Consider the following 24026-nt stretch of genomic DNA (forward strand, 5'->3'; position numbering starts at 1 on the left):
AGGGACACCCGAGGCGTAGTCAATGTCAGTTTCCAACGATGCCGCTACCGGCTCTGTAGTGGATCAGCGTGCCCAATTCTTCACCTTGCTGGACGATTGCCTGGCGCAGAGTGCGCTGGTCAAGCTGGTCCTGGCCCGCTATGTCGGTGCCGAGACCGACCTGCAGCGTATCCTCATCGCGCCGGTGACCCTCAAGGGCCAGGCCTGCCTGTCGTTCGTGTACCGCTACAAGACCCGCGACATCACCAAGAATCATCCGCTGGCTGAGGCTGTGGCGCTGATCGCCGATCTGCTGCCAGGCTCGTTTCGCAATGCTCACCTGCTGTCGCTCAGCGATGAAGTGCAGCTGGAGTTCAGCAAGAAGGGCAAGGCCAATCTGTCACGCAGCCAGGCCGGGCAATCGCGTGTGGCACCTGCGGCGGCCCATGATCGGGAGAAAAAACGCTACCTGGAGCTGACCCGGCCGTTTCTCACCGACCTGGGCGTTACCAACCGCCAGCATGAATTGATTCCTGCCATGTCACGCAAGTGGAAGCAGATCAACAAGTTCATCGAAGTGTTCTCCCATGCCCTGGCTAGCTCGGCTATCCGCCTGGACAAGCCGGTGCGGGTGGCCGACTTTGGCTCCGGCAAAGGCTATCTGACCTTCGCGATCCACGATTACCTGCGCAATACCTTGCAGGTGCAGGGCGAGGTCACCGGTGTTGAGTTGCGCGAAGACATGGTCACCCTGTGCAACAACGCGGCCGCACGCCTGGAGCATCCGGGCCTGGTGTTTCGCTGTGGTGACGTGCGCAGTGTGGCGCCCAGCGAGCTGGAGGTGATGATCGCTTTGCACGCCTGCGATATCGCCACTGACTATGCGATTCACACTGGCATCCGCTCCGGGGCGGCGATCATCATGTGCTCGCCTTGCTGCCACAAGCAGATTCGCCAGCAGATCCAGAGCCCGGGCCTGCTGCAACCGATGCTGCAATATGGTTTGCACATGGGCCAGCAGGCCGAGATGGTCACCGACAGCCTGCGTGCCTTGCTGCTGGAGGCCTGTGGCTACGAGACCAAGGTCTTTGAGTTCATTTCGCTGGAGCACACCAACAAGAACAAGATGATCCTGGCCGTCAAACGCGCCGGGCCGGTTGATCCGGCGTCCATCCTGGCGCGCATTGGCGAACTGAAAAGCTTCTACGCCATCGACGAGCAGTGCCTGGAAACTCTGTTGCGGGCTGACGGCTACTTTAGCTGAGCTTCACTGTCGTAGCGGGCGCACTGACTACCGTAGTCTTGCGCCCGAGAATCACCGTACCGACCACCGCGGCGGCGAAAATCCAGGTCACCGGCTCGACCTGTTCGCCGAACAGCAGGGCCGACAGGGCGATGGTGAAGAAAATCTGCAGCAACTGAATCTGGCTGACCCGGGAGATGCCGCCCATTGCCAGCCCCGAATACCAGGCAAAAAAGCCCAGAAATTGCGAAAACAAGGTGACGTAACCGAACGCCCACCAGGCTTGCGGCGAAATCGCGCCCTGGTGCTGGCTGGCCAGCCAGGCCACTGGCCCCAGCAGAAGCGGGAACGACAGCACCAATGCCCAGCAGATCACCTGCCAGCCGCCCATCTGCCGTGCCAGCCGCCCACCTTCGGCATAGCCCAGGCCACCGACGGCTACTGCAGCTAACATCCACAGGTCGCCCAACTGGATGCTGCCGGCACCATTGATCAATGCGTAGCCCAACACCAGGGCGCTGCCCAGCGCCGCGCAGCCCCAGAACGAGCGTGATGGACGTTCGTGAGCCAGCCAGGCGGCATAGAGGGCGACGAACAAGGGCTGGATGCCATTAACCAGCGCGGCATGCGAGGCCGGCAGGCTCTGCATGGCCCAGGCCGACAGCACCGGAAAGCCGACAATCACCCCCAGCACCACCAGCAGCAGGCCTTTGAGCTGGGCGAAGGTGGGCAGCTTTTCGCGGCGCCACAACAGCAGCAGTGCCGCCGGAATCGCCGCCAGCAAGGCGCGGCCCATGCCGTTGAGCAGTGGATGGATGTCCTGAACCACGATGCGTGTCATCGGCAGGGTCAGGCTGAAAATGATCACGCCCAGCAGGCCCAGGGCCATACCGGTATTTTCACGAGAAGACATGGGAAACGCCAAATGCCAGAAGAGAACAGGATCGTCATCAGGCCATAGAACCGGCGGCCGTGCCTTCTACAGCTAGCGGCAGATTGAGCAGTACAGTTAGGAACTCTGGCTGGCGAGCGGGAAACTGTTCATTGAGCTGAATCAATACCTTTGTCATGCACTACGGCGATGCTGGAGGCCTGTCACGTCAGGAGAGTCAGCATGAGCAGCACCTTTTTTATTCCAGCAGTGAACCTGATCGGTGCCGGCTGTATAAATGAGGCGATGGACGCGATCGGTAAATACGGTTTGCTCAAGGGGTTGATCGTGACCGATGCGGGGCTGGCCAAGGCCGGCGTGGCCAGTCGGGTCGCGGGTCTGTTGGTCGAGCAGGGGATCGATTCGGTGATCTATGATGGCGCCCGGCCCAACCCGACCATTGCCAATGTTGAGCAAGGTCTGGCGCTGCTCCAGCAACACGGGTGTGATTTCGTCATTTCTCTGGGAGGCGGCTCGCCCCACGACTGTGCCAAAGGCATTGCCCTGTGTGCCAGCAATGGCGGGCATATCAGCGATTACGAAGGCGTTGACCGTTCTGCACGTGCGCAGTTACCGCTGGTGGCGATCAACACCACCGCCGGTACAGCCAGTGAAATGACGCGGTTCTGCATCATTACTGACCAGACCCGGCACGTGAAAATGGCGATCATCGACCGCAATGTCACGCCGATCCTGTCGGTCAATGATCCGCAAATGATGGTGGGTATGCCGCCAGCGCTGACGGCCGCCACCGGCATGGATGCGCTGACCCATGCAATCGAAGCGTACGTTTCCACGGCTGCCACGCCGATTACCGACGCCTGTGCCTTGAAAGCCATCGGCCTGATTGCAGGTAACCTGCTGCGTGCCGTAGAGCAGGGCGATGACCTGCAGGCGCGGGAGAACATGGCCTATGCCCAGTTTCTCGCTGGTATGGCATTCAACAACGCCTCGCTGGGGTATGTGCATGCCATGGCGCACCAGTTGGGCGGCTACTATGATTTGCCCCACGGAGTGTGCAATGCGGTCTTGCTGCCCCATGTGCAGCGCTTCAATGCCTCGGTCAGCGCTGTGCGATTGACTGATGTGGCGCACGCCATGGGCGAAAGCATTCGCGGTTTGTCCCCCGAAGCCGGTGCCCAGGCGGCGATCCGGGCGATCAGCGAGTTGTCTGCCAGCGTCGGCATACCTGCCGGGCTGAGCGAGCTGGGGGCATTGGCAGCCGACATCCCGATTCTGGCCGCCAACGCGCTGAAGGACGCCTGCGGGCTGACCAATCCACGACCTGCCGATCAGCAGCAGATCGAAGACATTTTCCGCCAGGCCCTGTGACCTTACCGGCAGCCGGTGGCGGGTTCAAACCACGGCCGGGTGCCCTGCAAGAGGGATTCTTGATGAGCATAACCTCCATGGACATTTGCCAGGCCGCCGAACGACTCGAAGGCTTTGTTGGCTATCACCGCAAGATCCAGACATATATCGTGCGCTTCAGCGAAGACTCGTTCGGCATGGATGTCGATGAACACAGCATCACACCAGTGCGTGAGTTCGTCTGGACGGGCGCTGAAGGCTCGCCCATGACGCTGGACCGCGAACGGCTGCAGATGCTGGTCAACCAGAACATCGACAGCCGCCTGGGCATCAGTGAACCACTGCGTGTCTATTTGCACCGCCATGACCTGCCACCGATTCGCGCCGAGCGTTTGCTAAAGGCGGGCTGAGCAGTTTAATGAAGCGCCTGCTGGGTCTGGCGCACCAGAGCCAACAGGTAAGGTGCTCCCTGCTGGCTGATGGCCTGGCGCAGAACCTTTTCCGAAACCGTGGCGCCGTTGTGGCTGGCGGCGCGGCAGTAGCGATAGACCCGGTCGACGATCTGTTGCTGGTCAGGTGCTTCAGGCAGCGCCGCAGCGGCCTGTACCAGTAACAGATAGCGCAGGGCGAGGGTGCGGATTGCCAGGGTCGCAGCCCATTCGACCAGGGTCACACCATAATCCTGACCGGCGCTGGTGGTGGAAATGAAGGGAAAACCGGTGCGGGTCATCTCGGCAGCCATAAAGCGTTTGAGTACCGGTTCCAGCGCTGCGCCTGCCGCGCTGTAGGCCAGTTCGCGTACCTGCGGTTTAAGGTTCACGCGGTTGTGTTGCGGGGTTTGGCCAGCTTCGATGTCGATGGCGGCCATCACGCTCTGGCGCAAACTGTCTGGCACGAACGGTGCCTGAGTGATTTCGAACAGCACCAGCAGCAGTGGATCGGTGACGATGAGGGCCGGATCGGCGGCCGGTAACTTGTAGCCCCGAGTCAGCGGCGCAGCCGCTGCACCCCATTGTGCATAAGGCACCTGGTTCAGTTGCCCGACCAGCTCATACAGTTGCACGAGAACGTCACCGGCGGATCGCTGCGAACCGAGCACCAGCTCATTGAAGAAATTGACCGTGCTGACCCAGCCCTGATCATCGAGGCCGTCAAAGGTGCTCAGGCTGCTGGCTGAAGAGCGATAGTCATCCTCAAGCTGTTCTTCGAGCTGGAACGGTGCGTCACTGAACAGCACCAACCGGGTCACCTCCGGGCAGCTCATGGTTGCCGACTTGACGGTCAGCTCATTGATACGCCGGTACATGCGCGGGTAGGTCGAGCAGATGTCCGGCAGGGCCGGTTCACCGCGTGCCGCATGAATCGAGCAACGACCGTGCTGCAGGGCCAGGCACTGATTGTGGTCATTTTTCTTTATCCGGTAGTCGTCATGCTCCCGGGCGATCAGGTTGAGCAATTCGGGCGCCGTCTGGCCTGCGCGTTCTACCCAGCGCGGTGTCACGGCGATGGGCCAGTTCTGACAGCACGTGTCTTCACACTGTTCGGCCAGGCAGGAAAACGACTGGATGTACTGGAACGCCTTGACGGGCAGAGTGGCCATACACACCTCAAGCAGAAGGATCGCTTAAAGCCCCCTGAGTGGCGCTGTGGAGCGGGTGGTTCCATTGGCTTTGAGCTTTGAAGGGTATCTACGAAATGACCGCACTCGCCAATATGGTGTTGAAATCGCGCAGGCTGCCTCGCTTACGTTTTTTCAGGCACCCTTGGGTCAAACGCTTTGCGGCCTGGCTTGATGGCATCTCAGGCACCAGACCACGCCTGTTACCAGCAGGACAATGGCTGACCACTGCATTGCATCCGGCCAGTGCCCCTCCCACACAAAGCCCAGCAGTAACGCGGCCAGTGTTTCGATGACCAGCACCTGGCCACTGAGTGCCAGTGGCAGCAGGCGACTGGCCTGATTCCACAGTGCCCCGCCAAGCAGCGAAGCGAGCAGGGCCACGCCGCCGGCAACCATCAGATGGCTGAGCCACTTCTGGGGATCATGGTGGGTTATCTCCGGCCCCAACAGGGGAATGGCCAGCAGCAGGGACTGGGCGCCGGTCATGACGCCGGCCAGTAACGCCCAATCGTAGGCTGATACGCCCGGCATGCGATTCAGGCGTCGGGCATTGCTGACCGCGAACCAGCTCCAGGTCAGCAATGCGCCGAAGGCACAGAGCAGGCCGGGGCCGATATGGGCTGACTGGCCAGCAGCGCCGGTTTGCAGGGTGTGCAGGCTGATCAGCGCCGCTCCCGCACCGGCGCAGCACAGTGATGGTGCCAGACGACGCAAGGGGACGGCCTGGTCATCATTGCGCCCGGCCAGCGCAACCAGCACTGGAATCAAGCCGACGATCAGTGATGTGGTGGCGACTCCGGCCAGTTGTACGCCGCTGCCGACCAGTGTGTAGTACAGCAGATTGCCGATCAGGCTCAGCCAGAATAACGAAATCCAGTCTTCGCGACGCAATGCGGCGTACGCGATGCGCCAGCGCGGTGTCAGCAACACGGCGCAAATCAGGCCGTAGCAAAGAAAACGCAGGATGGCGAACTGGGCGCCAGACAGTTCCGGTGCGAGCTTGGGGCCGAGAAATATCACCCCCCAGCATAATCCGGCGCCAACCCCATAAAACATGCCCTTGAGCACAACCCGATCTGCCAGCATGAGCCTGTCGCCTTATTCAAATGCAAGGCTGCGAGTCTAGGTGGGGGGAGCGGGTGGATATTGCTCGAAAATTCCGGATTTTTTACCCAGGCTGTTTTTACCGGGGTGATTTCATGCCAGTGGTTTTGCGCCAGACGGCCGGTGTGGTACCGCACTGCCGGCTCATTGCTCTGGTCAGCGCTGCCTGGTCGCAAAAGCCGCAGCGCAGGGCAATCTCGGCAATCGGCAGGTGCGTATCGGTCAACCAGCGCTGGGCTTGGCGCAAGCGAACCTGAGTCAGCCAGGCTTGCGGGGTGGTATCGAGCAGTTCACGAAAGCGCAGGTGTAATTGGCTCAGGCTGACGGCCGCGAGGCTCGCCATCGCTTCATTGCTCCAGGCTGCGGCCGGATTGGCCTGTACTTGCGCAAGCAGGCGCTGGAGACCTCCAGTTGCCGATTGAGGCCCGGCGGCGAGTGCGGACAGTAGCAGCGGTGCGAGTTGCTCGGCGTGATTGATCAGGGCTTGACTTCCTGCCAGCTCGGCAAATTCAATCAGTCGTCTGGCGGCTGGCGAAACAGGCACATAAATGCGTTGGGCCAACGTGTCGAGGGCTTTGTCCTGCAACCAACTGCTCGGGCAGTCGAGCACCAGAAAACAGCTGTCTGCATCCGCCTGTTGCGCGTGTGCCATGCCGGGGGCCACCAGTGCTGCCGTTGAGGTGTCGAGCCTGGCGCCATGACCTTGTACTTCTATTTCCATCCGCCCATGGATCGGCAGCACCAATTGCGTAAATGCGTGCTGGTGGTGAGGGGATTCACCCTGATAACGGCGAATGGTCAGAACTGGGCTCATGGCACCCTGTTGCAGATAGTCAAAAGTCTGGTTGGCTGAATTTACCATAGCCATCTGCCTGATGGTTCCGGTTCCGCCATGAGCGGCCGGCCGGCTCTTCCCACTTGGTCCGCAATGCTTGTCTGAACAATATTAGGCTTACCCGCGAATCTGCTTCCACTCCAGCCCGTAGCGTGCCAGGTATTTGCGTAACCGGTCGGCGTCGTTGGGGTTGGCCTTGCCCTGGCGGGACACGCCAAACAATTTGCGCCCGGCATCGGACAGGCTGCCTGCGTGGCGGCAGACGTCGATCACCGCCTTGAGTTGCAGGCGGTCGAACAGGTCCAGCTCAAGGTCGTCTTGCAGCAGCGGTTGCAGGTCGTCCTGTTCGGCAACCAGGCCCCAGGCATAGCTCAGGCGCTGGATTTCTTCCTCGACCTGGCTCTGGTCGATGCGCCCGCTGTCGGCCAGGGTCGCCATGCGCGTGATCGACGCTGAAAGCTCACGGAAATTGCCCAGCCAGGCGGCTTGGCTGGAACTGGCGAAATCCAGGTAGCGGCGCCGCGCTTCAAGGTTGAAGCGAACCAACCGGCCCTGCTCGCGGGCATGACGTTCCAGTTCGAAGTCGATGTTCGGTTCTATGTCTTCGCGGCGGCCACTCAGGCCGGGGAGGTTGAAGGTCCACAGGTTGATCCGCGCATACAGGTCCTCACGAAACAGCCCTTGGGCCACTCGCTCGCGCAGGTCACGATGGGTGCCGGCGATGATCAGAAAGTCGCTGTCGACCTCTTTGTCCGAACCCATGGGGAAGAAGCGTTTTTCTTCGATGGCTTTGAGCAGCATGGCCTGTTCATCGGCGCCCAGTTCGCCGATCTCGTCGAGAAACAGCATGCCGCCGTCTGCCGCACGCAGCAGGCCGTCGCGGGCATTCTGGGCGCCGGTGAACGCGCCTTTGATATGGCCGAACAGTGCCGACATGGCGCCGTCGCCGCGCAAGGTCGCGCAGTTCACTTCCACGAAACGGCCCTGCACCTGATGCCGGCTGCGCTTGAGCTCAAAGATGCGCCGGGCCAGAAACGACTTGCCGGCACCGGTCGGGCCGATAAGCAACATCGGTGCGGTGGAGCGCAGCGCGACCCGCTCGATCTGTTCGATGGTTCGGTTGAAGGTGGTGCTGCGGGTGGCAATGCCTGACTTGAGAAACGCCAGGCCTTCCAGGCGCTTGCCGGCGAAGCGCGAAGCGATGTGGTCGTAGCGCGACAGGTCCAGGTCGATGATCGAGTGGGTACCCGGTGCGCGCAGATCCGGTTCCAGACGGCGGGCAGGTGAGGTCTGCACCAGGCGCGCCGGCAGGTAGCGAGCCTCTGTGAGCAGAAACCAGCAGATCTGCGCCACGTGGGTGCCGGTGGTGATGTGGATCAGGTAGTCCTCATGCTCGGTGTCGAAGGCATACGCTGCGGCGAAGTCATGCAGGGCGCCATACACCTCCTGAAAGTCCCAGGGATTTTTCAGGTCCATCGGCTGCAGGCGGACTTCAGTCTCCGGCGAGACCTGACGGATGTCATCGGCCACGCGCTGGGCCAGGCTAACGTCACGGGCGTCGATGCTGTGGATCAGCTCCAGGCGATCAATCAGCAGGTCCGGTTGCTGGCACAGGCCGACAGTAGGCCGCCAGACGGACCAGCGGTTGGCGCCTTTGCCGACCCGGTCAAGCTTGGAGCCGATAAACCCTACAGCCACAGTGCGCTTGCCTGGCATTTTTATCCTTTTAGATAAATGACGATAACCAAGGATAATTTTTGCCGGCGGTTTTGTCTCGCTGACGGACCAATAAAATTCATCTTTTAAAATTAATTCGTTATTAATCAAATACTTATAAATTTATTTAGAGTGATTTTCGAAAGCTGGCACAGCGGCTGCAATACCTCTGATAACAACGGAACATCAGAGCGAGACGCCAAGATGGCCAACTTCAAACTGTTCAATCGCCAGGCGGCGACCTTACCGGTCACTGATACTTTCAATGCAAGCCAGGCGCCGGCCTATGCCTACAACGCCCGTCACAAGCTGGCACAACTGGCGGTGACCGGTTGCCTGAACCAGACCTTCCATGCCTCGGCCCAGGCCCAGCTTGACAGCGTGCTGCAACTGGTCGCTGAGCTGGACAGCCGCTACGTGGCCAAGGCGGCGGTGTATGCCCGCCAGCGAGGACACATGAAGGACATGCCGGCACTGCTGTTGGCTGCGCTGGTGGCTCAGCGCTCGGCGCTGGTGCCCGAACTGTTCGCTCAGGTGGTGGACAGCGGCAAGATGCTGCGCACCTTCGTGCAGATTCTGCGCAGCGGCGTGACCGGGCGTCGCTCCCTGGGCTCGCAGCCCAAGCGTCTGGTGCAGGACTGGCTGAACAATGCCAGCGAGTACCAGTTGTTGCAGGCATCGGTAGGCACTCAGCCTTCGCTGGCTGATGTGGTGAAGATGGTCCACCCCAAACCTGCCGAAGCCTGGCGTGCCGCGTTCTTTGCCTGGTTGCTCGGCAAACCGGTGGATGTGCAGGCCTTGCCGGAGCTGACCCGTGACTTGCTGGCGTTTCGCAGCGGTGCCACGACCGAGGTGCCAGCGGTGCCATTGCAGTTGCTCGGCAATGAAACCCTCAGTGCCGAACAATGGGCTGAGCAGGCCCGATACATGGGCTGGCAGGCATTGCGGATGAACCTCAATACCCTGGCGCGGCATGCTGCGTTCCAGGTGCCGGGATGCGCTGAGCAAGTGGCGGCGCGGCTGGCCGATGCTGCACAGGTGGCCAAGGCGCGGGTCTATCCGTACCAGTTGCTGGCCGCTTACCGAATGGCCGGCGACGAAGTCCCGCAGGTGGTGCGTGAGGCTTTGCAAGAGGCGCTGGAGTTATCGCTGGCCAACGTGCCGACGCTGCCGGGCGCGGTGGTGGTCTGCCCGGATGTGTCCGGTTCGATGCACAGCCCGGTCACCGGCTATCGGCAGGGCGCGACCACGGCGGTGCGTTGCATTGATGTGGCCGCACTGGTCGCCGCCGCCGTGCTGCGCAAGCAGCCCAAGGCCCGGGTGTTGCCGTTTGAGTTCGAGGTGGTCAAGGTCAGGCTCAACCCGCGTGACAGCGTGATGAGCAACGCACAGAAGCTGGCCTCGATTGGCGGTGGCGGCACCAATTGTTCGGCACCGCTGGCGCGCCTGGCTGATGAAAAGGCCAGGGTCGATACGCTGATCCTGGTCTCGGACAACGAGTCATGGATCGATGCGCGGCGCCATGGTGCCACCGAGACCATGCGCCAATGGGAGCGCATCAAGCGGATCAATCCGCAGGCGCGGCTGGTGTGCATCGACATGCAGCCCGGCGCGACCACCCAGGCGCCAGAGCGTGAGGATATCCTCAACGTCGGCGGCTTCAGTGATGCGGTGTTCGATGTGATCGAGCAGTTCGCCCTGGGCCAATATGCTGCCCGGCACTGGGTGCGGGCCATCGAAACCTGCGGGACCGGCTTGGGCCGGAAATGAGTTTTTTGCTTCACCGGTGCTGAATGCTGACGGGACTACATTCCAAGACGTCTCGTCAAACCCTGGTCAGCGCCTGTGAACGGCACGAATGCCGGTGGCTGTACATCTGGTTTAGCCGGTTCGATTCCGGCAGCAGGTCCTGGACCTGCTTTCAGTCACCCCCTTTAGTCGTGCCACTTTTTTGAATTTGCCCGGCGAATGCCGGTGGAACTACAGGATGCCGAGGTCGCGGGTTCGATCCCCGCCCGCCGTGAGGCGGTAGCTCAATGGCAGAGCGCGGTACATGTTTCACCCCCTTTTGTCGCCTTGAGGCTGTGAATAGACGCCGAGTAATCGGCCAATTAGAGAAGAACCCGATCATGCAAGAGAAAACCTTTCAGCTACTCGAAGTCGCCAACGGCAAGCCCATCAAGATGTGGACCCAGGGCGTACCGGTAGAAAGCGAAGCCCGTGAGCAGTTGATGAACACCGCGAAGATGTCGTTCATCTTCAAGCACCTGGCGGTGATGCCGGATGTGCACCTGGGCAAGGGCTCGACCATCGGCAGTGTGATCCCCACGGTCGGGGCGATCATTCCTGCGGCAGTCGGTGTGGACATCGGCTGCGGCATGATTGCCGCGCGCACCACGCTGACTGCCCAGGACCTGCCGGATAACCTGCATGGCTTGCGCAGTGCGATCGAGAAGGCCGTGCCGCACGGGCGTACTTCCGGTCGCGGAGGACGCGACAAAGGCGCCTGGGAAAATGTGCCGCAGCAGGCCGATGACGCCTGGGGTGCGCTGGCCAGCCGCTTCAAGTTGATCACCGACAAGAACCCGCAACTGAGCAAGACCAATAACCGTAACCACCTGGGAACCCTGGGCGGCGGTAACCACTTTGTCGAGGTGTGCCTTGATGAGGCCAACCGGGTCTGGTTCATGTTGCACAGTGGCTCGCGCGGGGTGGGCAATGCCATCGGCAACCTGTTCATCCACAAGGCTCAGGAGGATATGCGTCAGCACATCGCCAATTTGCCGGACCGTGACCTGGCGTATTTCGAGGAAGGCAGCCAGCACTTCGACGATTACGTCGAGGCGGTGGGGTGGGCCCAGGATTTCGCCCGGCAGAACCGTGCGCTGATGATGCAGGCGGTGATCCATGCCACCCGGCAGGTCATCAGCAAGCCCTTTGAGGTGGCACTGGAGGCGGTGAACTGCCACCACAACTATGTGCAGAAAGAGCGGCACTTTGGCCAGGACGTGTTTATCACCCGTAAAGGCGCGGTATCAGCGAAAAAGGGCGAGTTGGGCATCATTCCAGGCTCGATGGGCGCCAAGAGCTTCATTGTCCGCGGTCTGGGTAACGAGGAGGCGTTTTGCTCGTGCAGCCACGGCGCCGGGCGAACCATGAGCCGTACCAAAGCCAAAAAGCTCTTCACCGTCGAGGACCAGATTCGCGCCACCGCCCATGTCGAGTGCCGCAAGGATGCCGATGTGATCGATGAGATTCCGATGGCCTACAAGGACATCGACCAGGTCATGGACGCCCAGCGCGAACTGGTGCAAGTGCTGCACACCCTGCGTCAGGTGGTGTGCGTGAAAGGGTGAGCTGGGCTCATGAAATGCACCGCACCGAGCGCCACTCGCGTTGCCGCCAGATGCCTGAGCGGCACGCCTGGGCTGCCGGCTTGGGTAAAGGCCGGCGGCCTTGATCGAATCAGAGGGAACGATGAAAAACGTCATTGAACTGGACGGCGCCATCGGCGGCGGGCAGGTGCTGCGCAGTGCCTTGAGCCTGTCGATGATCACCGGCCAGCCGCTGCATATCCACAATATCCGCGCCCGGCGCAGTCGGCCCGGACTGTTGCGTCAGCATCTGACAGCGGTACTGGCAGCGGCCGAGATCTGCACTGCACACACCGAAGGTGCGCAGTTGCATTCTCAATCGCTGAGCTTTGTACCCGGCCCGGTCCGTGGCGGTGATTACCGCTTCAGCATCGGCACTGCCGGCAGTTGCAGCCTGGTATTGCAGACCCTTTTGCCTGCGCTGCTACAGGCACCTGCACCTAGCCGGGTGAATGTCACGGGCGGCACCCATAACCCGCTGGCACCACCGGCGGATTTTCTCCAGCGGGCCTTTGTGCCGTTGTTGCAGCGTATGGGCGCGCAGGTCGAGCTTGAGTTGCTGCGCCATGGTTTTGTGCCGGCCGGTGGTGGTGAGCTACAGGCAATCATTCAGCCTTCGGCCTTGCAGCCGCTGCAACTGAACGAGCGTGGTCGCGTGCTGGCGCGGCGTGCCACGGCGCTCAGTGCCGCAGTGGCCGGGCATGTGGCCGAGCGTGAACTGGGGCGGGCGGCCAGGCGGCTGGACCTGCAGCCGGCAGAGTTGTTGCGCCAGGTGCTGGATGCCGAACGCGGACCGGGCAATGCCCTGTTGCTGGAGTTCACCTGCGAGCACCTGACTGAGCTGTTCAGTGCGCTGGGTCAGGCCAGCCTGCGGGCCGAGAAGGTCGCTGACCTGGCGGTGGACGGCGCACGGCGCTGGCTGGCCAGTGAGGCGGCGGTGGCTGAGCATCTGGCCGATCAATTGCTGTTGCCCATGGCGCTGGCCGGCGGCGGCAGCTTTAGCACCACGCATGTGAGCGAGCACTTGCAGAGCAATATCAGCGTGATCGAGTGTTTCTTGCCGGTACGTTTCGAATGCAGGGAATTGTCCAGCGACTTGTTGCAGGTGCAATGCTTGAAGACCACCGGCACTTGACCCATGCCTGATCGGCGCTAAAGTGTGGCGCTTGTTTCCTCCGATTGAGGTGTTCGTCCGATGCGCTATTGATGCCGCCGTCCTTTGACGGCTCGTTTAACTAGCCCGCTTTGCTGCGGGGTGTTTTCGGCATCTGTGGAGTTCATATGACGGGCCCTTGTCTGACGCTTGATAGCGTTTGTTTTGTGTTGCCTGATGGCAGACCGCTTTTTACGCATCTCAGTGCACAGTTCGACCAGCAGCCGACCGGGCTGGTGGGGCGCAATGGTGTCGGCAAAAGCATGCTGGCGCGGATTCTTGTCGGCCAGCTTCAACCTGCCAGTGGCCGTTGCCTGCGCAGCGGGCGGGTGCATTACCTGGCCCAGCAGGCCAATGGCGCCTGTGTCGCCGAACTGGCCGGTGTGCAGACGGTGCTGGAGGCGTTGCAGCGCATTGAGGCCGGTAGCACGGCCATTGAGGATTTCGACGCCGTCGGCGAGCGTTGGGATATTCGTCAGCGCCTGGAGCAGGCGTTGCAATCGGTTGGCCTTGGGCATCTGCAAGCCACCACCCCGGCGTCTGAGCTCAGCGGGGGCCAAGCCATGCGCGTGGCGCTGCTGGGCGCGATGTTGTCGCAGGCTGATTTTCTGATTCTCGACGAGCCGAGCAACCACCTTGATGCGTCGAGCCGAGCGGCGCTGATCGAGCAACTGCAACGCTGGCCGGGCGGTTTGCTGGTGATCAGTCACGACCGGCAGTTGCTGGGGGCCATGCAGCGCATCGTCGAGCTGACCCCCTCGGGGCTGCACAGCTATGGCGGCGATTACCCGCACTACGTCCGCTGCAAGGCCGCCGAACAGCACGGTGCCGAACAGCACTTGCAACAGCGGCGTCTGGAGCTCAAACGCGGCCAGCAAGCGCTGCGTGAGCAGCAGCAATGCCAGCAGCGCCGTCAGGCGCAAGGCCGGCGCCAAGGGCGCGAGGCCAATCAGGCCAGGATCCTGCTGGGCCGCCAGAAGCAGCGCAGCGAACAGTCGGCAGGCCGACAACAGCAACGGCAACTGGACGAGACCGCCCGCCTGGCAGCCAATGTCCGTGAGGCCGCCAGGCAACTGGACGACGAGCGGCTGATCAACCTGCACGTTCCACCGGTCGATACGCCGCCGCAACGTTGGGTGGCCGAGTTGCTTGATGTCGAACTGGCGCATGTCCCGGTCAGGCAACAGATCAACCTGGCCCTGCGCAGCGGTCAGCGGCTGGCAATCAGCGGGCCGAACGGTTGCGGCAAATCTAGTCTGTTACGCCTGCTGGCCGGTCAGCAGGCACCGCTGGCAGGGCATTGTCGGGTGTCAGTCGCCAGCGTGCTGCTGGATCAGCCACTGAGCCTGTTGCTGCCGCATCGTTCGGTGCTTGAGCAATTGCAAGCGCTGAACCGGCGCGAGCCGCAAGCTGTGCTGCGCATGCGTCTGGCGCAGTTGGGGCTTGATGCGCAACAGATCCTGATGCCCAGCGCCCGGCTCAGCGGTGGCGAACAGGTCAAGGCCGCGCTGGCGTTGGCCCTGTACGCCGAGACGCCCGCGCAACTGCTGTTGCTCGACGAACCGGGCAATCACCTGGACCTGCCGTCCCTTCAGGCGTTGGAAGCCATGCTGCGGGCTTATACCGGGACACTGGTGGTGGTCTCCCATGACCCGGTTTTCAAGGCAGCACTGGCATTGGACAGTGAGTTTATGGCGAGCACTGACGGCTGGCAGATGGGTTAGCGGTGGTGTATATAAAAGAGATTCACAAATGATATTTGTTTCTATTTAATACGCGCACTCCGCCTATTTCTCCTCTTCAGGTACACCCGCATGCGGCATTTTTCACGCCCCCTCGTCTCGGCTGCCCGTGGTACGGCCATTGGTTTACTGGCTATCAGCCCGGCGGTCATGGCCGACAACAGCCCGACGTCGGCTGGCCAGGCACTGGAGCTGCCCGATACCACTGTCCAGTCCAGCTATGAACAGACCTCCAGCACCGCCCCGTTCACCGGTTACAAGGCTGACCGCGCGCAAAGTGCGACCAAGACCAATACCCCGCTGAACGAAACGCCGCAAACGGTGAGTGTGATCGGCAGCGAGCAGTTGCGTGACCAGAACGCCCAGTCGCTGGCCGAGAGCCTGCGCTATACCGCCGGGGTCAATGCCGGCCAGCGCGGGCGCCGGGGGCTGGATGACTTTATCGTGCGCGGCTTCGTCCAGAGTGCCTACAAGTTCGTTGATGGCATGCGCATGGATTCGGACATGTGGATCCAGAGCGACCCGTTTGCCTTCGAACGCATTGAAGTGCTCAAGGGGCCGGCCTCGATTCTGTATGGCCAGATCGCACCGGGCGGGGTGATCAACCAGGTCAGCAAGCGGCCCACCGATCAGCCACAGGCCGAAGTGGGCATGGGCCTGGGTAACTACGGCCAGCGCAAATACACCGCCGATCTGTCTGACAGCCTCAATGCCGATGCCAGCCTGCGCTATCGTCTGGTGGCGCTGTACTCCTCCAGCGATGACATCGTCGATCACGTCGACCGCGACCGCAGTTACATCGCCCCGTCGCTGACCTGGGACATCAATGACGACACCAGCGTGACCCTGCTGGCCAGTTACCAGAAGAGCCACTATGTGCCGATCCGTGGCCTGCCGGCTGAGGGCACCGTGCTCGCTAACCCCAACGGCAAGATCGACCGCGACCGTTTTGTCGGGGTGCCGGGCATCGACAACTACACCACCGAGCAGCGGATGTTCGGCTATGAGCTGGAGCATCGGTTCGCACCCAACGTCAGCTTCCGCCAGAAGCTGCGCTACAACGAATACGACCTGGACGGCGCGTTCGCCAGCCCCACCTCGCTGGCCGCCAACAAGCGCAACTACAACCGCCAGATCCAGTGGCGAGATGTCAAAGGTGAAGTGTTCACCATGGATAACCAGCTCAACGTGCAGTTCGACAGTGGCCCGCTGAGCCACGACGTATTGGTTGGGCTGGACTGGTTCGACTTCCATACCGATGACACCCGTCACACCTCGACTCTGGCGGCGATCGACCTGTACAACCCGTCTTACAACGTGACGCCCGGAGCAAAGACTTTTCAGGCTGCCACCAGCGGCACCGAAGACCTGCTGCAGCGCGGCCTGTACCTGCAAGACCAGATCAAGTTCGGTGACGGCTGGAACCTGCTGCTGGGCTTGCGCCACGATGACTCGGAACTCAAGTCCCATCGCGGCACGACCCGCACCACCACTGACGAGAACGCCACCACCGGCCGGGTGGGGCTGTTGTACGCCTTCGAGAGCGGCTGGTCGCCGTACATCAGCTATAGCGAGTCGTTCGTGCCGGTCACTGGCAGTGATTTCAGTGGCAAGGCCTTCGAGCCGGAAACCGGTGAACAGGTCGAGGCCGGCATCAAGTACCAGTCGCCGAGCAAGGCCTTCGATGTGACGTTCGCGGTGTATGACCTCAAGCGCCAGAACGTCACCACCACCGACCCGAACAACAGCGGTTTCAGTGTGCAGGTGGGTGAACAGCGCCACCGCGGCGCTGAAGTCGAGTTGCATGGCCAGTTGACCGATAAGCTCGACCTGGTGGCGACCTATAGCTATATCGACGCCGAAATCACCAAGAGCAACGATGACTTCCAGGGCAATCGCCCGGTGCAAGTGCCCGAACACATGGCCAATGCCTGGCTGCGTTATGACCTCTCCAGCCTGCTGCCGGGCCTGGGAGTCGGTGCCGGAGTACGTTACATCGGTGAACAGGCCGGCGATCAGGCCAACAGCTTCAATTCGCCCGAGTACACCCTGTACGACATGATGGTCGACTACAAGACCGGCCCATGGCGCTTTGCGGTCAATGGCAGCAACCTGAGCAACAAGGATTACACCGCCAGCTGTGCCAGTACCTCGCAGTGCTTCCCGGGTGATCCGCGCATGCTGATGTTCAGCACCAGCTACCGCTTCAGGTAATTGCCGGGGAGGGGGCGGTTACATGCTGTGGGTGCAAGCAGCGCCGCGTGACAGTCTGCCGGTTTACCGGGCCTGATCGGAAACATAGCCTGCCGGGCGCTTCACTATGAAGTGCCCGCATGCAGTTTCATCAGATCAAGGACCTTTCATGAAAACCACCCGTTCACTGCTGCTCGGCCTGTTGGCCCTGTTCGGCGCCACGACTGCCGTAGCTCAGGTCAAATTCGCCAATTCCGGTGCCAGCGGCTTTCCCATTTCCGATGCTGTCCAGGTTGGCAATACCCTCTATCTGTCTGGCCAGTTAGGGATGCTGCCAGGCACCGGCAAGCTGGCCAGCGGCGGCATCGAAGCCGAGTCGCGCCAAGCCATGGATAACATCCAGCGTATCCTGCAAAGCCATGGCCACAGCATGCAGGACGTCGTCAAATGCACGGTGTTTCTGGCCGATATTGCCGAGTTCGGCCAGTTCAACGAGGTCTACACCCGCTACTTCGAAGCTGACCGTTATCCGTCCAGAAGTGCTTTGGGCGGTATCAGTCTGGTGAAGGATGCGCGGGTAGAAGTGGAGTGTCTCGCCGCCAAGGGGTGAGCCACCGTCAGCCGCGCCGCCTGGTCGGTGCGGCTCAAGCGCTTTTCAGACCGGTGCCGGGCGGTTGATTTCCACCGTCACATGCACCAGCTCTTGATGGATCGACAAGGCATTGCGCACCGTTTCTGCTTCCAGCGGCTCGTTACAGGCCAGGCTCAGCATGCAGGCGTACTGGTCCTTGCCGACCCGCCATACATGCAGGTCTGTCAATGTCGAGCTGACCGGCAACTGTTCGATCACCTCGCGCACCTCGGCCACCACCGGTGCCTGCATTTCTGCATCCAGCAGCACCCGTGCGGTGTCACGCAACAAGCCTTTGGCCCATACCCCCACCAGTATCGCGCCGACAATGCCCATTACCGGGTCCAGCCAGCCGGCTGCCCAGAATTTGCCGGCCAGCAGGGCGATGATCGCCAGCACCGAGGTCGCTGCATCGGCCAGGACATGCAGATAGGCCGAGCGCAGGTTCAGGTCGTGGTGATGCTGGCCGTGGTCATGAGGGTGGTCATGGCCGTGATGGTGATGGTCGTCACGCAGCAACCAGGCGCACAGCAGATTCACTGCCAGCCCCGCCACGGCAATGACGATGGCTTCGTCGTAGTGGATTGGCCCGGGATACAGCAGCCGCTCGACGGACTGAAAGACCATCAGCCCGGCCACGCCGAGCAACAGGATGGCACTGGTGTAGCCACCCAGAATCTCGATTTTCCAGGTGCCGAAGGTGAAGCGCGGGTCACTGGCCAGCCGTCGCGAGGCCGCATAGGCGAACAGCGACAGGCCCAGTGCCAGGGTATGGGAACTCATGTGCCAGCCATCGGCGAGCAATGCCATAGAATTGAATTGCCAACCACCCACGATTTCCACGAGCATCATCACTGCCGTGATCCACATGGCGATTCGCGTCTTGCGTTCGGCTGACAGATCGGGCTGGTGAAACTCATGCGAATGCAGGCAATGCCCGGTGTCACGAGTGATCATGAGCAGCGTGCTCCAGAAATGAAGTTTTATACTATACCCCAGTATAGTTTTAGGAAGGCTAATGGCTCATACCGTAAAGGGCAAGAAGCAGTTGCTGACCCGGGTCCGCAAGATCCGTGGCCAGGCCAATGCATTGGAAACTGCGCTGGAAGATGAAAAAGACTGTATGGCGATCCTGCAGCAGATTGCGGCGATTCGCGGCGCGGTCAACGGCTTGATGGCCGAGGTGATGGATGGGCACATTCGCGACCACCTCGGCGATGCCGAGCTGAGCGCTGAACAACGTCAGGTCGAAATCGAGCAGATTTCCACATTGTTGCGTTCGTATCTGAAATGAACTGACAGCCAATCTGCGCAAGTAAGTTAAAGGAATAACAATGCAAACGATTTTCCTGAATCTGGGCCGGCTGATTCCCGTCTGGCTGTTTTTCGGTGTGCTGTTCACGGCGCTTGGTTATCCCGGCTACAGCCATCTCGACCAGGCCATGAGTCAACTGGGTGCGCAGGGCGCTGCTACTCACGGCTACTCGCCATGGGTCAACAACTACCCGCTTGGCGTGTTGTTCGTGCTGTTTGCCTTGGGTGTGAGCCAACGTTTTCGCGGGTCGCGTCTGGCGCAGCTGAGCGCCGCGCTGATTGCGCTGCATGGTCTGGCCAGTTTTGCCACCGGCTACTTTGCCTGTGATCAGGGCTGTGCACCTGAGCAGCCGTCCTCATCCCAACAACTGCACAACCTGGCCGGGCTGGTCATGTTCCTGTCGCTGACCCTGGCCAGTGCCCTCTGGATCTTGCTGGGCAAACGGTTGCTGCACTCTCGCGGCTTTGGCGGTTATTCCGCGCTCTGTACCGTGCTGGCGCTTGTGAGTGTGGCGTTTATGGCTCAAGCGCTGGAGGCCGGGCATCTATTTGGTCTGTATCAGCGGCTCAACTACGGCGTGTCGGTCCTGTGGTTGGCGGGCCTGGCGCACATGGCACTGGGTTCGAAGCGGCCCGGTTTAAAGTTCGATATCCGCCGGTCAGCCTGAAGCCGGGCTTGTTGATCAGGACATTTGCCAATCCGGGCGGCGGCAGGCAGCATGCGCGGCGTGACCGATCCAACGGCGCCTGAGCTGAGGTTGAAGATGTTCTTGAAGTGGACGCAGAGGCTGCTATTGCCTCTGGCATTGATGTCGATCCCGGTGCTCGCTGCCGAGCAAACCGTGCAGGTCCCAGGTCCTTTGGGGGCGCTCTCGGGCAGCCTTGTTGCTGTCGCCGACCCGCAGGCCCCGGTGGTGCTGATCGTGCCAGGCGCAGGCCCGACTGACCGCGACGGTAACAATCCGCTGGGCATTCGTGCCGCCACCTACCGGCTGCTGGCCCAAGGGCTGGCCGGGCAAGGCATCAGCAGCTTGCGCATCGACAAGCGCGGGCTGTTTGGCAGCCGCGCAGCGATTGCCAATCCCAATCAGGTGACCGTTCAGGACTACGCCAGCGATGTGCGCTTATGGATGAGCTATCTGGCCCAGCGTGAACGCTATCGCTGCGTCTGGTTGCTGGGCCACAGTGAGGGCGGCCTGGTCGCCATGTTGGCGGCGCAGAACAACCCGGACCTGTGCGGGGTGATCCTGCTGGCCGCCCCCGGCCGACCGATGGGGCAGGTGTTGCGCAGCCAACTGGCCCGCAACCCGGTCGAGCGCAAGCAACTGGACGCCGCGCTGGCGGTGATCGACTCGCTGGAGCGCGGGGTGCCGGTGGCTGAGGTGCCGGGCGTGTTGCAACCGTTGCTAAGACCTGAGGTGCAGAGCTTTCTGATCAGTGGCTTCGCGCTCGACCCGGCGCAGTTGCTGTCGCGGGTCAACAAGCCAGTGCTGATCCTGCAGGGTAACAGCGACCTGCAGGTCGGGATCAACGACGCCGAGGCGCTGCATGCGGCCCGGCCGGGCTCGGTGTTGCGTATCCTGGCGGGCGTCAATCATGTGTTCAAGGCGGTACCGCAAGGCGATCATGAAGCCAATGTCGCGGCCTATGGCGACCCTGATCTGCCACTGGCCAGTGGCGTGATCGAGCCCATTGTGCAGGTGATCCATGGCGCCGCGCACTGATTGGGTCGTGCACAGCGGTCACTCCTCCAGGGTCGAGCGCATCGAGGCGTTTTTCGGTGGTCACGGTTACGACCCGCACCGCCACGATACCTACGCGATTGGCCGTACCTTGTCAGGGGTGCAGAGTTTTCTGTACCGCAAAAGCCTGCGTCACAGCCTGCCGGGCGGCACCATGGTGTTGCATCCCGATGAATTGCACGACGGCATGGCGGGCACCGAAGAGGGCTTTCATTACCGGATGATTTATATCGAGCCGGTGTTGATCCAGCAGATTCTAGGCGGCCAGCCATTGCCGTTTATCAAGGGCGGCCTGTCGACCGATCCGCGTTTGTACCGGGCCAACGAAACGTTCATGCAGGCCATGGATTGCCCGCTGGAGCCGCTGCAAGAACAGGACGCGCTGTTCGACCTGGCCCAGGCGCTGCAAGCGGTGTCCGGTCACCCCAAGGGCCGACGCAGTTTCGATTATCAGGCCGCCGAGCGCGCTCGCGAGTACATCCATGATTGTCAGGGCGGCCAGGTGAGCATGGATGAACTGGAGCGGGTCAGCGGCCGCGAGCGCTGGAGTCTGTCGCGTGACTTTCGTGCGCTGTACGGCACCAGCCCCTATCGCTACGTGACCCAGCGCCGCCTGGCGCTATGTCGGCAACTGCTGCGCTCGGGCTTTACCCTGGTCGATGCGGCGCTGGCGGCCGGCTTCTTCGACCAGAGCCATATGACCCGGCACTTTGTACAGTGTTATGGGTTGTCGCCGTCGCGCTGGTTGAAGATGCAAGGCTGAGGTTGCAGGATCGTACAAGAAGCCAGCGTCCTGGCCTCATTAAGCTGACACCACGCAATCAGCCAGGAGTGTCAGTCCATGAATCCGCTCAACACGCAATCGATCAACCTGCTGCACAAGGTCTCGCTACTCAACGAGCAGTGGTCACCCCGAGTGGTGGCCGAGATGAACGACTACCAGTTCAAGGTGGTGCGCATTCAGGGCGAGTTCATCTGGCATTGCCATGCCGAGACCGACGAAACCTTTCTGGTGCTCGACGGTAATCTGCGCATCGATTTTCGTGACGGGCATGTGCTGTTGGGCGCTGGCGAGCTGTACGTGGTGGCTAAAGGTGTCGAGCATAAACCGTACGCCGAGCACGAGGTCAAACTGCTGCTCATCGAACCTCGCGGGGTGCTCAACACCGGGCATGAAGGTGGCGAGCGCACCGCGCAGAACGACGTGTGGATCTGACGGGCCCACCTCAATACTGTTCGATTAGGCGCTTTATGTCCCCGGTGGGAGCTACCTTGGTAGCGAAGAGGCCAGTAAAAACACTGCATCTGCTGTGAATGTGCCGCCGCCTTCGCCAGCAAGCTGGCTCCCACTGGTCTAACTGACAAGTATTGGATTTAACCTCGGTTCAGGGTGGCGTTGGCATGGCGGATGAATTCGTCAGCGCTTACTTCACCGGTGATGCGCGCCTCGCGGCGTTCCTTGCCATCCGGGCCGATCCACAGCAGGGTCGGCGGCCCCAGTACTTCAAAGCGCTTGAGCAGCGCCTGGCTGGCGGTATCGGCGCGGGTGACATCAGGTTTTACGATGCGCACGCCACTGAGACTGGCCTGTACCTCAGGGTTGGCGAACACCTTGGTTTCCATGGTTTTACAAGACACGCACCAGTCGGCGTAATAGTCGACCAGCACCCACTGGCCCTGATTACGCGCTTGAGCCAGTTGCTCTTCAAGCGCCTGCAGTGAGTCGAGTTTTTGACTGGCAGGCGCACTGCTGAGCAGCGGCGCGCTGCGGCCGGCATACACCGAAAGTGGCTGCCAAGGATCACTCGCGCCGCCCGCAGCGCCGACCAGCATCAGCACGCCCCACACCCCCAATACACCGGCAGCGGCGCGGCCTGCTGCTCGGCGAGCGCTGCGCTGCCTGGCCAGATCGCGCAGCCAGGCTGCGAGCATGATTGCCAGCACGCCCCACAGCCCCAACCACAAGGTATCAGCCAGCAGCGGGCGGGCGACCAGCAGTGCGGTGGCAAGAAACACATAGCCGAACAGCGCCTTGAGCTGTTCCATCCACGCCCCAGGCTTGGGCAGCAAGCGATTGCCTACGGTGACCAGCAACAGCAGCGGCAGGCCCATCCCCAGACCCAGCGCAAACAACACCAGGCCACCGTGCAGGGCACTGCCGCTTTGCGCAATGAACAGCAGCGCGGCGGCCAAGGGGGCGGTCATGCACGGGCCGATCATCAGCCCGGAAAACAGCCCGAGCAGGCCGGCACTCAACACACTGCCGCCGCGTTGCTGCTGGCTGGCACTGTCGAGCCGGTCACGCAAGAAGGCGGGCAGTTGCAGTTCGAACAGACCAAACATCGGTAAGGCCAGGATGACGAACAGCAGGGCAAAACTGCCCAGCACCCAGGGTTGTTGCAGCGCCGCCTGCAGGTTGGCGCCGAGCAATGCTGCCGCCACGCCCATGGCGGCGTATACCAGTGCCATGCTCAACACATAGACACCGGCCAGCAACAACCCCTGACCGGGTGCAGTGCCTTTGCCGACCACAATCGCGGCCAGGATCGGCAGCATGGGCAGTGAGCAGGGCGTGAAGGCCAGCATCAGGCCCAGGCCGAAGAATATCAACAGGCTCCAGCTCAGGGTCTGCTGCTCCAGCATTCCGGACAGCGCCTGATCTGTGGCCTGTAATGGCGGTTTTTCAGCCGGGTCTGCCTGCAAGGCCACTTCCCGGCTTTGCGGCGGGTAACACAGGCCGGCGTCTGCGCAGCCCTGCCAGCTCAGCTTTACCAAACTGGCCGAACCCGGCGGGATGCTCAGGCTTAAGCTGTGACGATAGACCTCGCTGTCGCCAAAGTAGTCATCATGATGAGCCTCGCCTTCTGGCAACGAAGGCATTTGCTCAGGCGTCAGCCCAGAGAATTGCAGGCGCTGCTTGTACAGGTAATAGCCCGGGGTTATTCGCCAGTACAGCTGGGTCGAACCATCGGCTTGCGCATCGATACTCAAGGCAAAGGCCTGGTCGGCGGGCAAAAACTCAGCCTGCCGGCTGCCCAGCAACCCGTTGGCCGATACCACGCTAGAAAACAGCAGCACGATTAGCAACATCAATGTACGCATGGGAGCCCCTGTTTCAGTCACGGTGGACGGGCAGC

General features: G+C 61.5%; 21 protein-coding genes. 14 read left to right on the forward strand and 7 right to left on the reverse strand.

Annotation, left to right across the window (positions count from 1 at the left end):
• Positions 1-22 precede the first annotated feature (22 nt).
• Positions 23-1243: a class I SAM-dependent methyltransferase gene (locus tag PSCI_RS14995; protein WP_045488264.1), complete on the forward strand. Its 1221-nt coding sequence runs from the start codon at positions 23-25 to the stop codon at positions 1241-1243.
• Here PSCI_RS14995 and PSCI_RS15000 read toward each other — a convergent pair.
• On the reverse strand, positions 1236-2135 hold the full coding sequence (locus tag PSCI_RS15000; RefSeq protein WP_045488266.1) for a DMT family transporter: 900 nt from the start codon (positions 2133-2135) through the stop codon (positions 1236-1238). The two genes, PSCI_RS14995 and PSCI_RS15000, sit on opposite strands and share 8 nt — an antisense overlap.
• A 201-nt stretch (positions 2136-2336) precedes the next feature.
• On the opposite strand from PSCI_RS15000, the gene yiaY reads away from it, so the two are divergent.
• The gene (gene yiaY / locus PSCI_RS15005; RefSeq protein WP_045488268.1) at positions 2337-3485 is read left to right on the forward strand and encodes an L-threonine dehydrogenase; all 1149 of its coding nucleotides are present in this window, start codon (positions 2337-2339) and stop codon (positions 3483-3485) included.
• A gap of 62 nt (positions 3486-3547) precedes the next feature.
• Positions 3548-3874 carry a DUF2025 family protein gene (locus tag PSCI_RS15010; protein WP_045488270.1) on the forward strand — a complete coding sequence of 109 codons (327 nt, stop codon included), beginning with the start codon at positions 3548-3550 and terminating at the stop codon, positions 3872-3874.
• Between the two features lie 5 nt (positions 3875-3879).
• Here PSCI_RS15010 and fliB read toward each other — a convergent pair whose 3' ends face one another.
• The 4 genes from fliB to rtcR form a co-directional block, all read right to left on the reverse strand.
• Positions 3880-5064 (reverse strand): flagellin lysine-N-methylase, encoded by a 1185-nt coding sequence (gene fliB, locus PSCI_RS15015; RefSeq protein ID WP_045488273.1) that lies wholly within the window; start codon positions 5062-5064, stop codon positions 3880-3882.
• Between the two features lie 168 nt (positions 5065-5232).
• Positions 5233-6171: a DMT family transporter gene (locus PSCI_RS15020; RefSeq protein WP_045488276.1), complete on the reverse strand. Its 939-nt coding sequence runs from the start codon at positions 6169-6171 to the stop codon at positions 5233-5235.
• A 97-nt stretch (positions 6172-6268) separates the two neighbouring features.
• Complete coding sequence (locus tag PSCI_RS15025) at positions 6269-7003, reverse strand: AraC family transcriptional regulator (RefSeq protein ID WP_045494375.1); 735 nt, start codon at positions 7001-7003, stop codon at positions 6269-6271.
• 138 nt (positions 7004-7141) lie between these two features.
• Positions 7142-8740 carry an RNA repair transcriptional activator RtcR gene (gene rtcR / locus PSCI_RS15030; protein ID WP_045488282.1) on the reverse strand — a complete coding sequence of 533 codons (1599 nt, stop codon included), beginning with the start codon at positions 8738-8740 and terminating at the stop codon, positions 7142-7144.
• Between the two features lie 204 nt (positions 8741-8944).
• Between rtcR and PSCI_RS15035 the strand changes: the two genes are divergently transcribed.
• The 6 genes from PSCI_RS15035 to PSCI_RS15060 all read left to right on the forward strand — a co-directional run bounded on the left by PSCI_RS15035 (position 8945) and on the right by PSCI_RS15060 (position 17812).
• Entirely contained in the window at positions 8945-10510 is a 1566-nt protein-coding gene (locus PSCI_RS15035; protein WP_045488287.1) for a TROVE domain-containing protein, read from the forward strand.
• Between the two features lie 359 nt (positions 10511-10869).
• The gene (locus PSCI_RS15040; protein ID WP_045488290.1) at positions 10870-12096 is read left to right on the forward strand and encodes an RtcB family protein; all 1227 of its coding nucleotides are present in this window, start codon (positions 10870-10872) and stop codon (positions 12094-12096) included.
• A gap of 121 nt (positions 12097-12217) precedes the next feature.
• A complete protein-coding gene (gene rtcA / locus PSCI_RS15045; protein ID WP_045488293.1) occupies positions 12218-13249 on the forward strand; it encodes an RNA 3'-terminal phosphate cyclase in 1032 nt (343 codons plus the stop codon).
• A gap of 146 nt (positions 13250-13395) precedes the next feature.
• Entirely contained in the window at positions 13396-14991 is a 1596-nt protein-coding gene (locus PSCI_RS15050; RefSeq protein ID WP_045488296.1) for an ATP-binding cassette domain-containing protein, read from the forward strand.
• Between the two features lie 90 nt (positions 14992-15081).
• Positions 15082-17223 carry a TonB-dependent siderophore receptor gene (locus PSCI_RS15055; protein WP_197540950.1) on the forward strand — a complete coding sequence of 714 codons (2142 nt, stop codon included), beginning with the start codon at positions 15082-15084 and terminating at the stop codon, positions 17221-17223.
• Between the two features lie 148 nt (positions 17224-17371).
• Positions 17372-17812, forward strand: a complete 441-nt coding sequence (locus PSCI_RS15060; RefSeq protein ID WP_045488299.1) for a RidA family protein — start codon at positions 17372-17374, stop codon at positions 17810-17812.
• 45 nt (positions 17813-17857) lie between these two features.
• Here the strand turns inward: PSCI_RS15060 and dmeF are convergent, their stop codons facing one another.
• Positions 17858-18790 carry a CDF family Co(II)/Ni(II) efflux transporter DmeF gene (gene dmeF / locus PSCI_RS15065; protein ID WP_045488302.1) on the reverse strand — a complete coding sequence of 311 codons (933 nt, stop codon included), beginning with the start codon at positions 18788-18790 and terminating at the stop codon, positions 17858-17860.
• A 61-nt stretch (positions 18791-18851) separates the two neighbouring features.
• Between dmeF and PSCI_RS15070 the strand changes: the two genes are divergently transcribed.
• The 5 genes from PSCI_RS15070 to PSCI_RS15090 all read left to right on the forward strand — a co-directional run bounded on the left by PSCI_RS15070 (position 18852) and on the right by PSCI_RS15090 (position 22105).
• Entirely contained in the window at positions 18852-19127 is a 276-nt protein-coding gene (locus tag PSCI_RS15070) for a metal/formaldehyde-sensitive transcriptional repressor (protein WP_045488305.1), read from the forward strand.
• A 40-nt stretch (positions 19128-19167) separates the two neighbouring features.
• A complete protein-coding gene (locus PSCI_RS15075; RefSeq protein WP_045488307.1) occupies positions 19168-19815 on the forward strand; it encodes a DUF998 domain-containing protein in 648 nt (215 codons plus the stop codon).
• Between the two features lie 96 nt (positions 19816-19911).
• Positions 19912-20871, forward strand: coding sequence for an alpha/beta hydrolase (locus tag PSCI_RS15080; protein WP_084710240.1), 960 nt, complete (start codon positions 19912-19914; stop codon positions 20869-20871).
• The gene (locus tag PSCI_RS15085) at positions 20855-21652 is read left to right on the forward strand and encodes an AraC family transcriptional regulator (RefSeq protein ID WP_045488309.1); all 798 of its coding nucleotides are present in this window, start codon (positions 20855-20857) and stop codon (positions 21650-21652) included. Before PSCI_RS15080 ends, PSCI_RS15085 begins: the two co-directional genes overlap by 17 nt.
• Before the next feature lie 78 nt (positions 21653-21730).
• Complete coding sequence (locus PSCI_RS15090; protein ID WP_045488311.1) at positions 21731-22105, forward strand: cupin domain-containing protein; 375 nt, start codon at positions 21731-21733, stop codon at positions 22103-22105.
• Positions 22106-22263: 158 nt separating this feature from the next.
• Here the strand turns inward: PSCI_RS15090 and dsbD are convergent, their stop codons facing one another.
• Positions 22264-23991 carry a protein-disulfide reductase DsbD gene (dsbD, locus tag PSCI_RS15095; protein ID WP_084709982.1) on the reverse strand — a complete coding sequence of 576 codons (1728 nt, stop codon included), beginning with the start codon at positions 23989-23991 and terminating at the stop codon, positions 22264-22266.
• Between the last annotated feature and the right edge of the window lie 35 nt (positions 23992-24026).

The sequence above is a fragment of the Pseudomonas sp. StFLB209 genome (genome assembly GCF_000829415.1).
In the GTDB taxonomy this organism is placed as follows: domain Bacteria; phylum Pseudomonadota; class Gammaproteobacteria; order Pseudomonadales; family Pseudomonadaceae; genus Aquipseudomonas.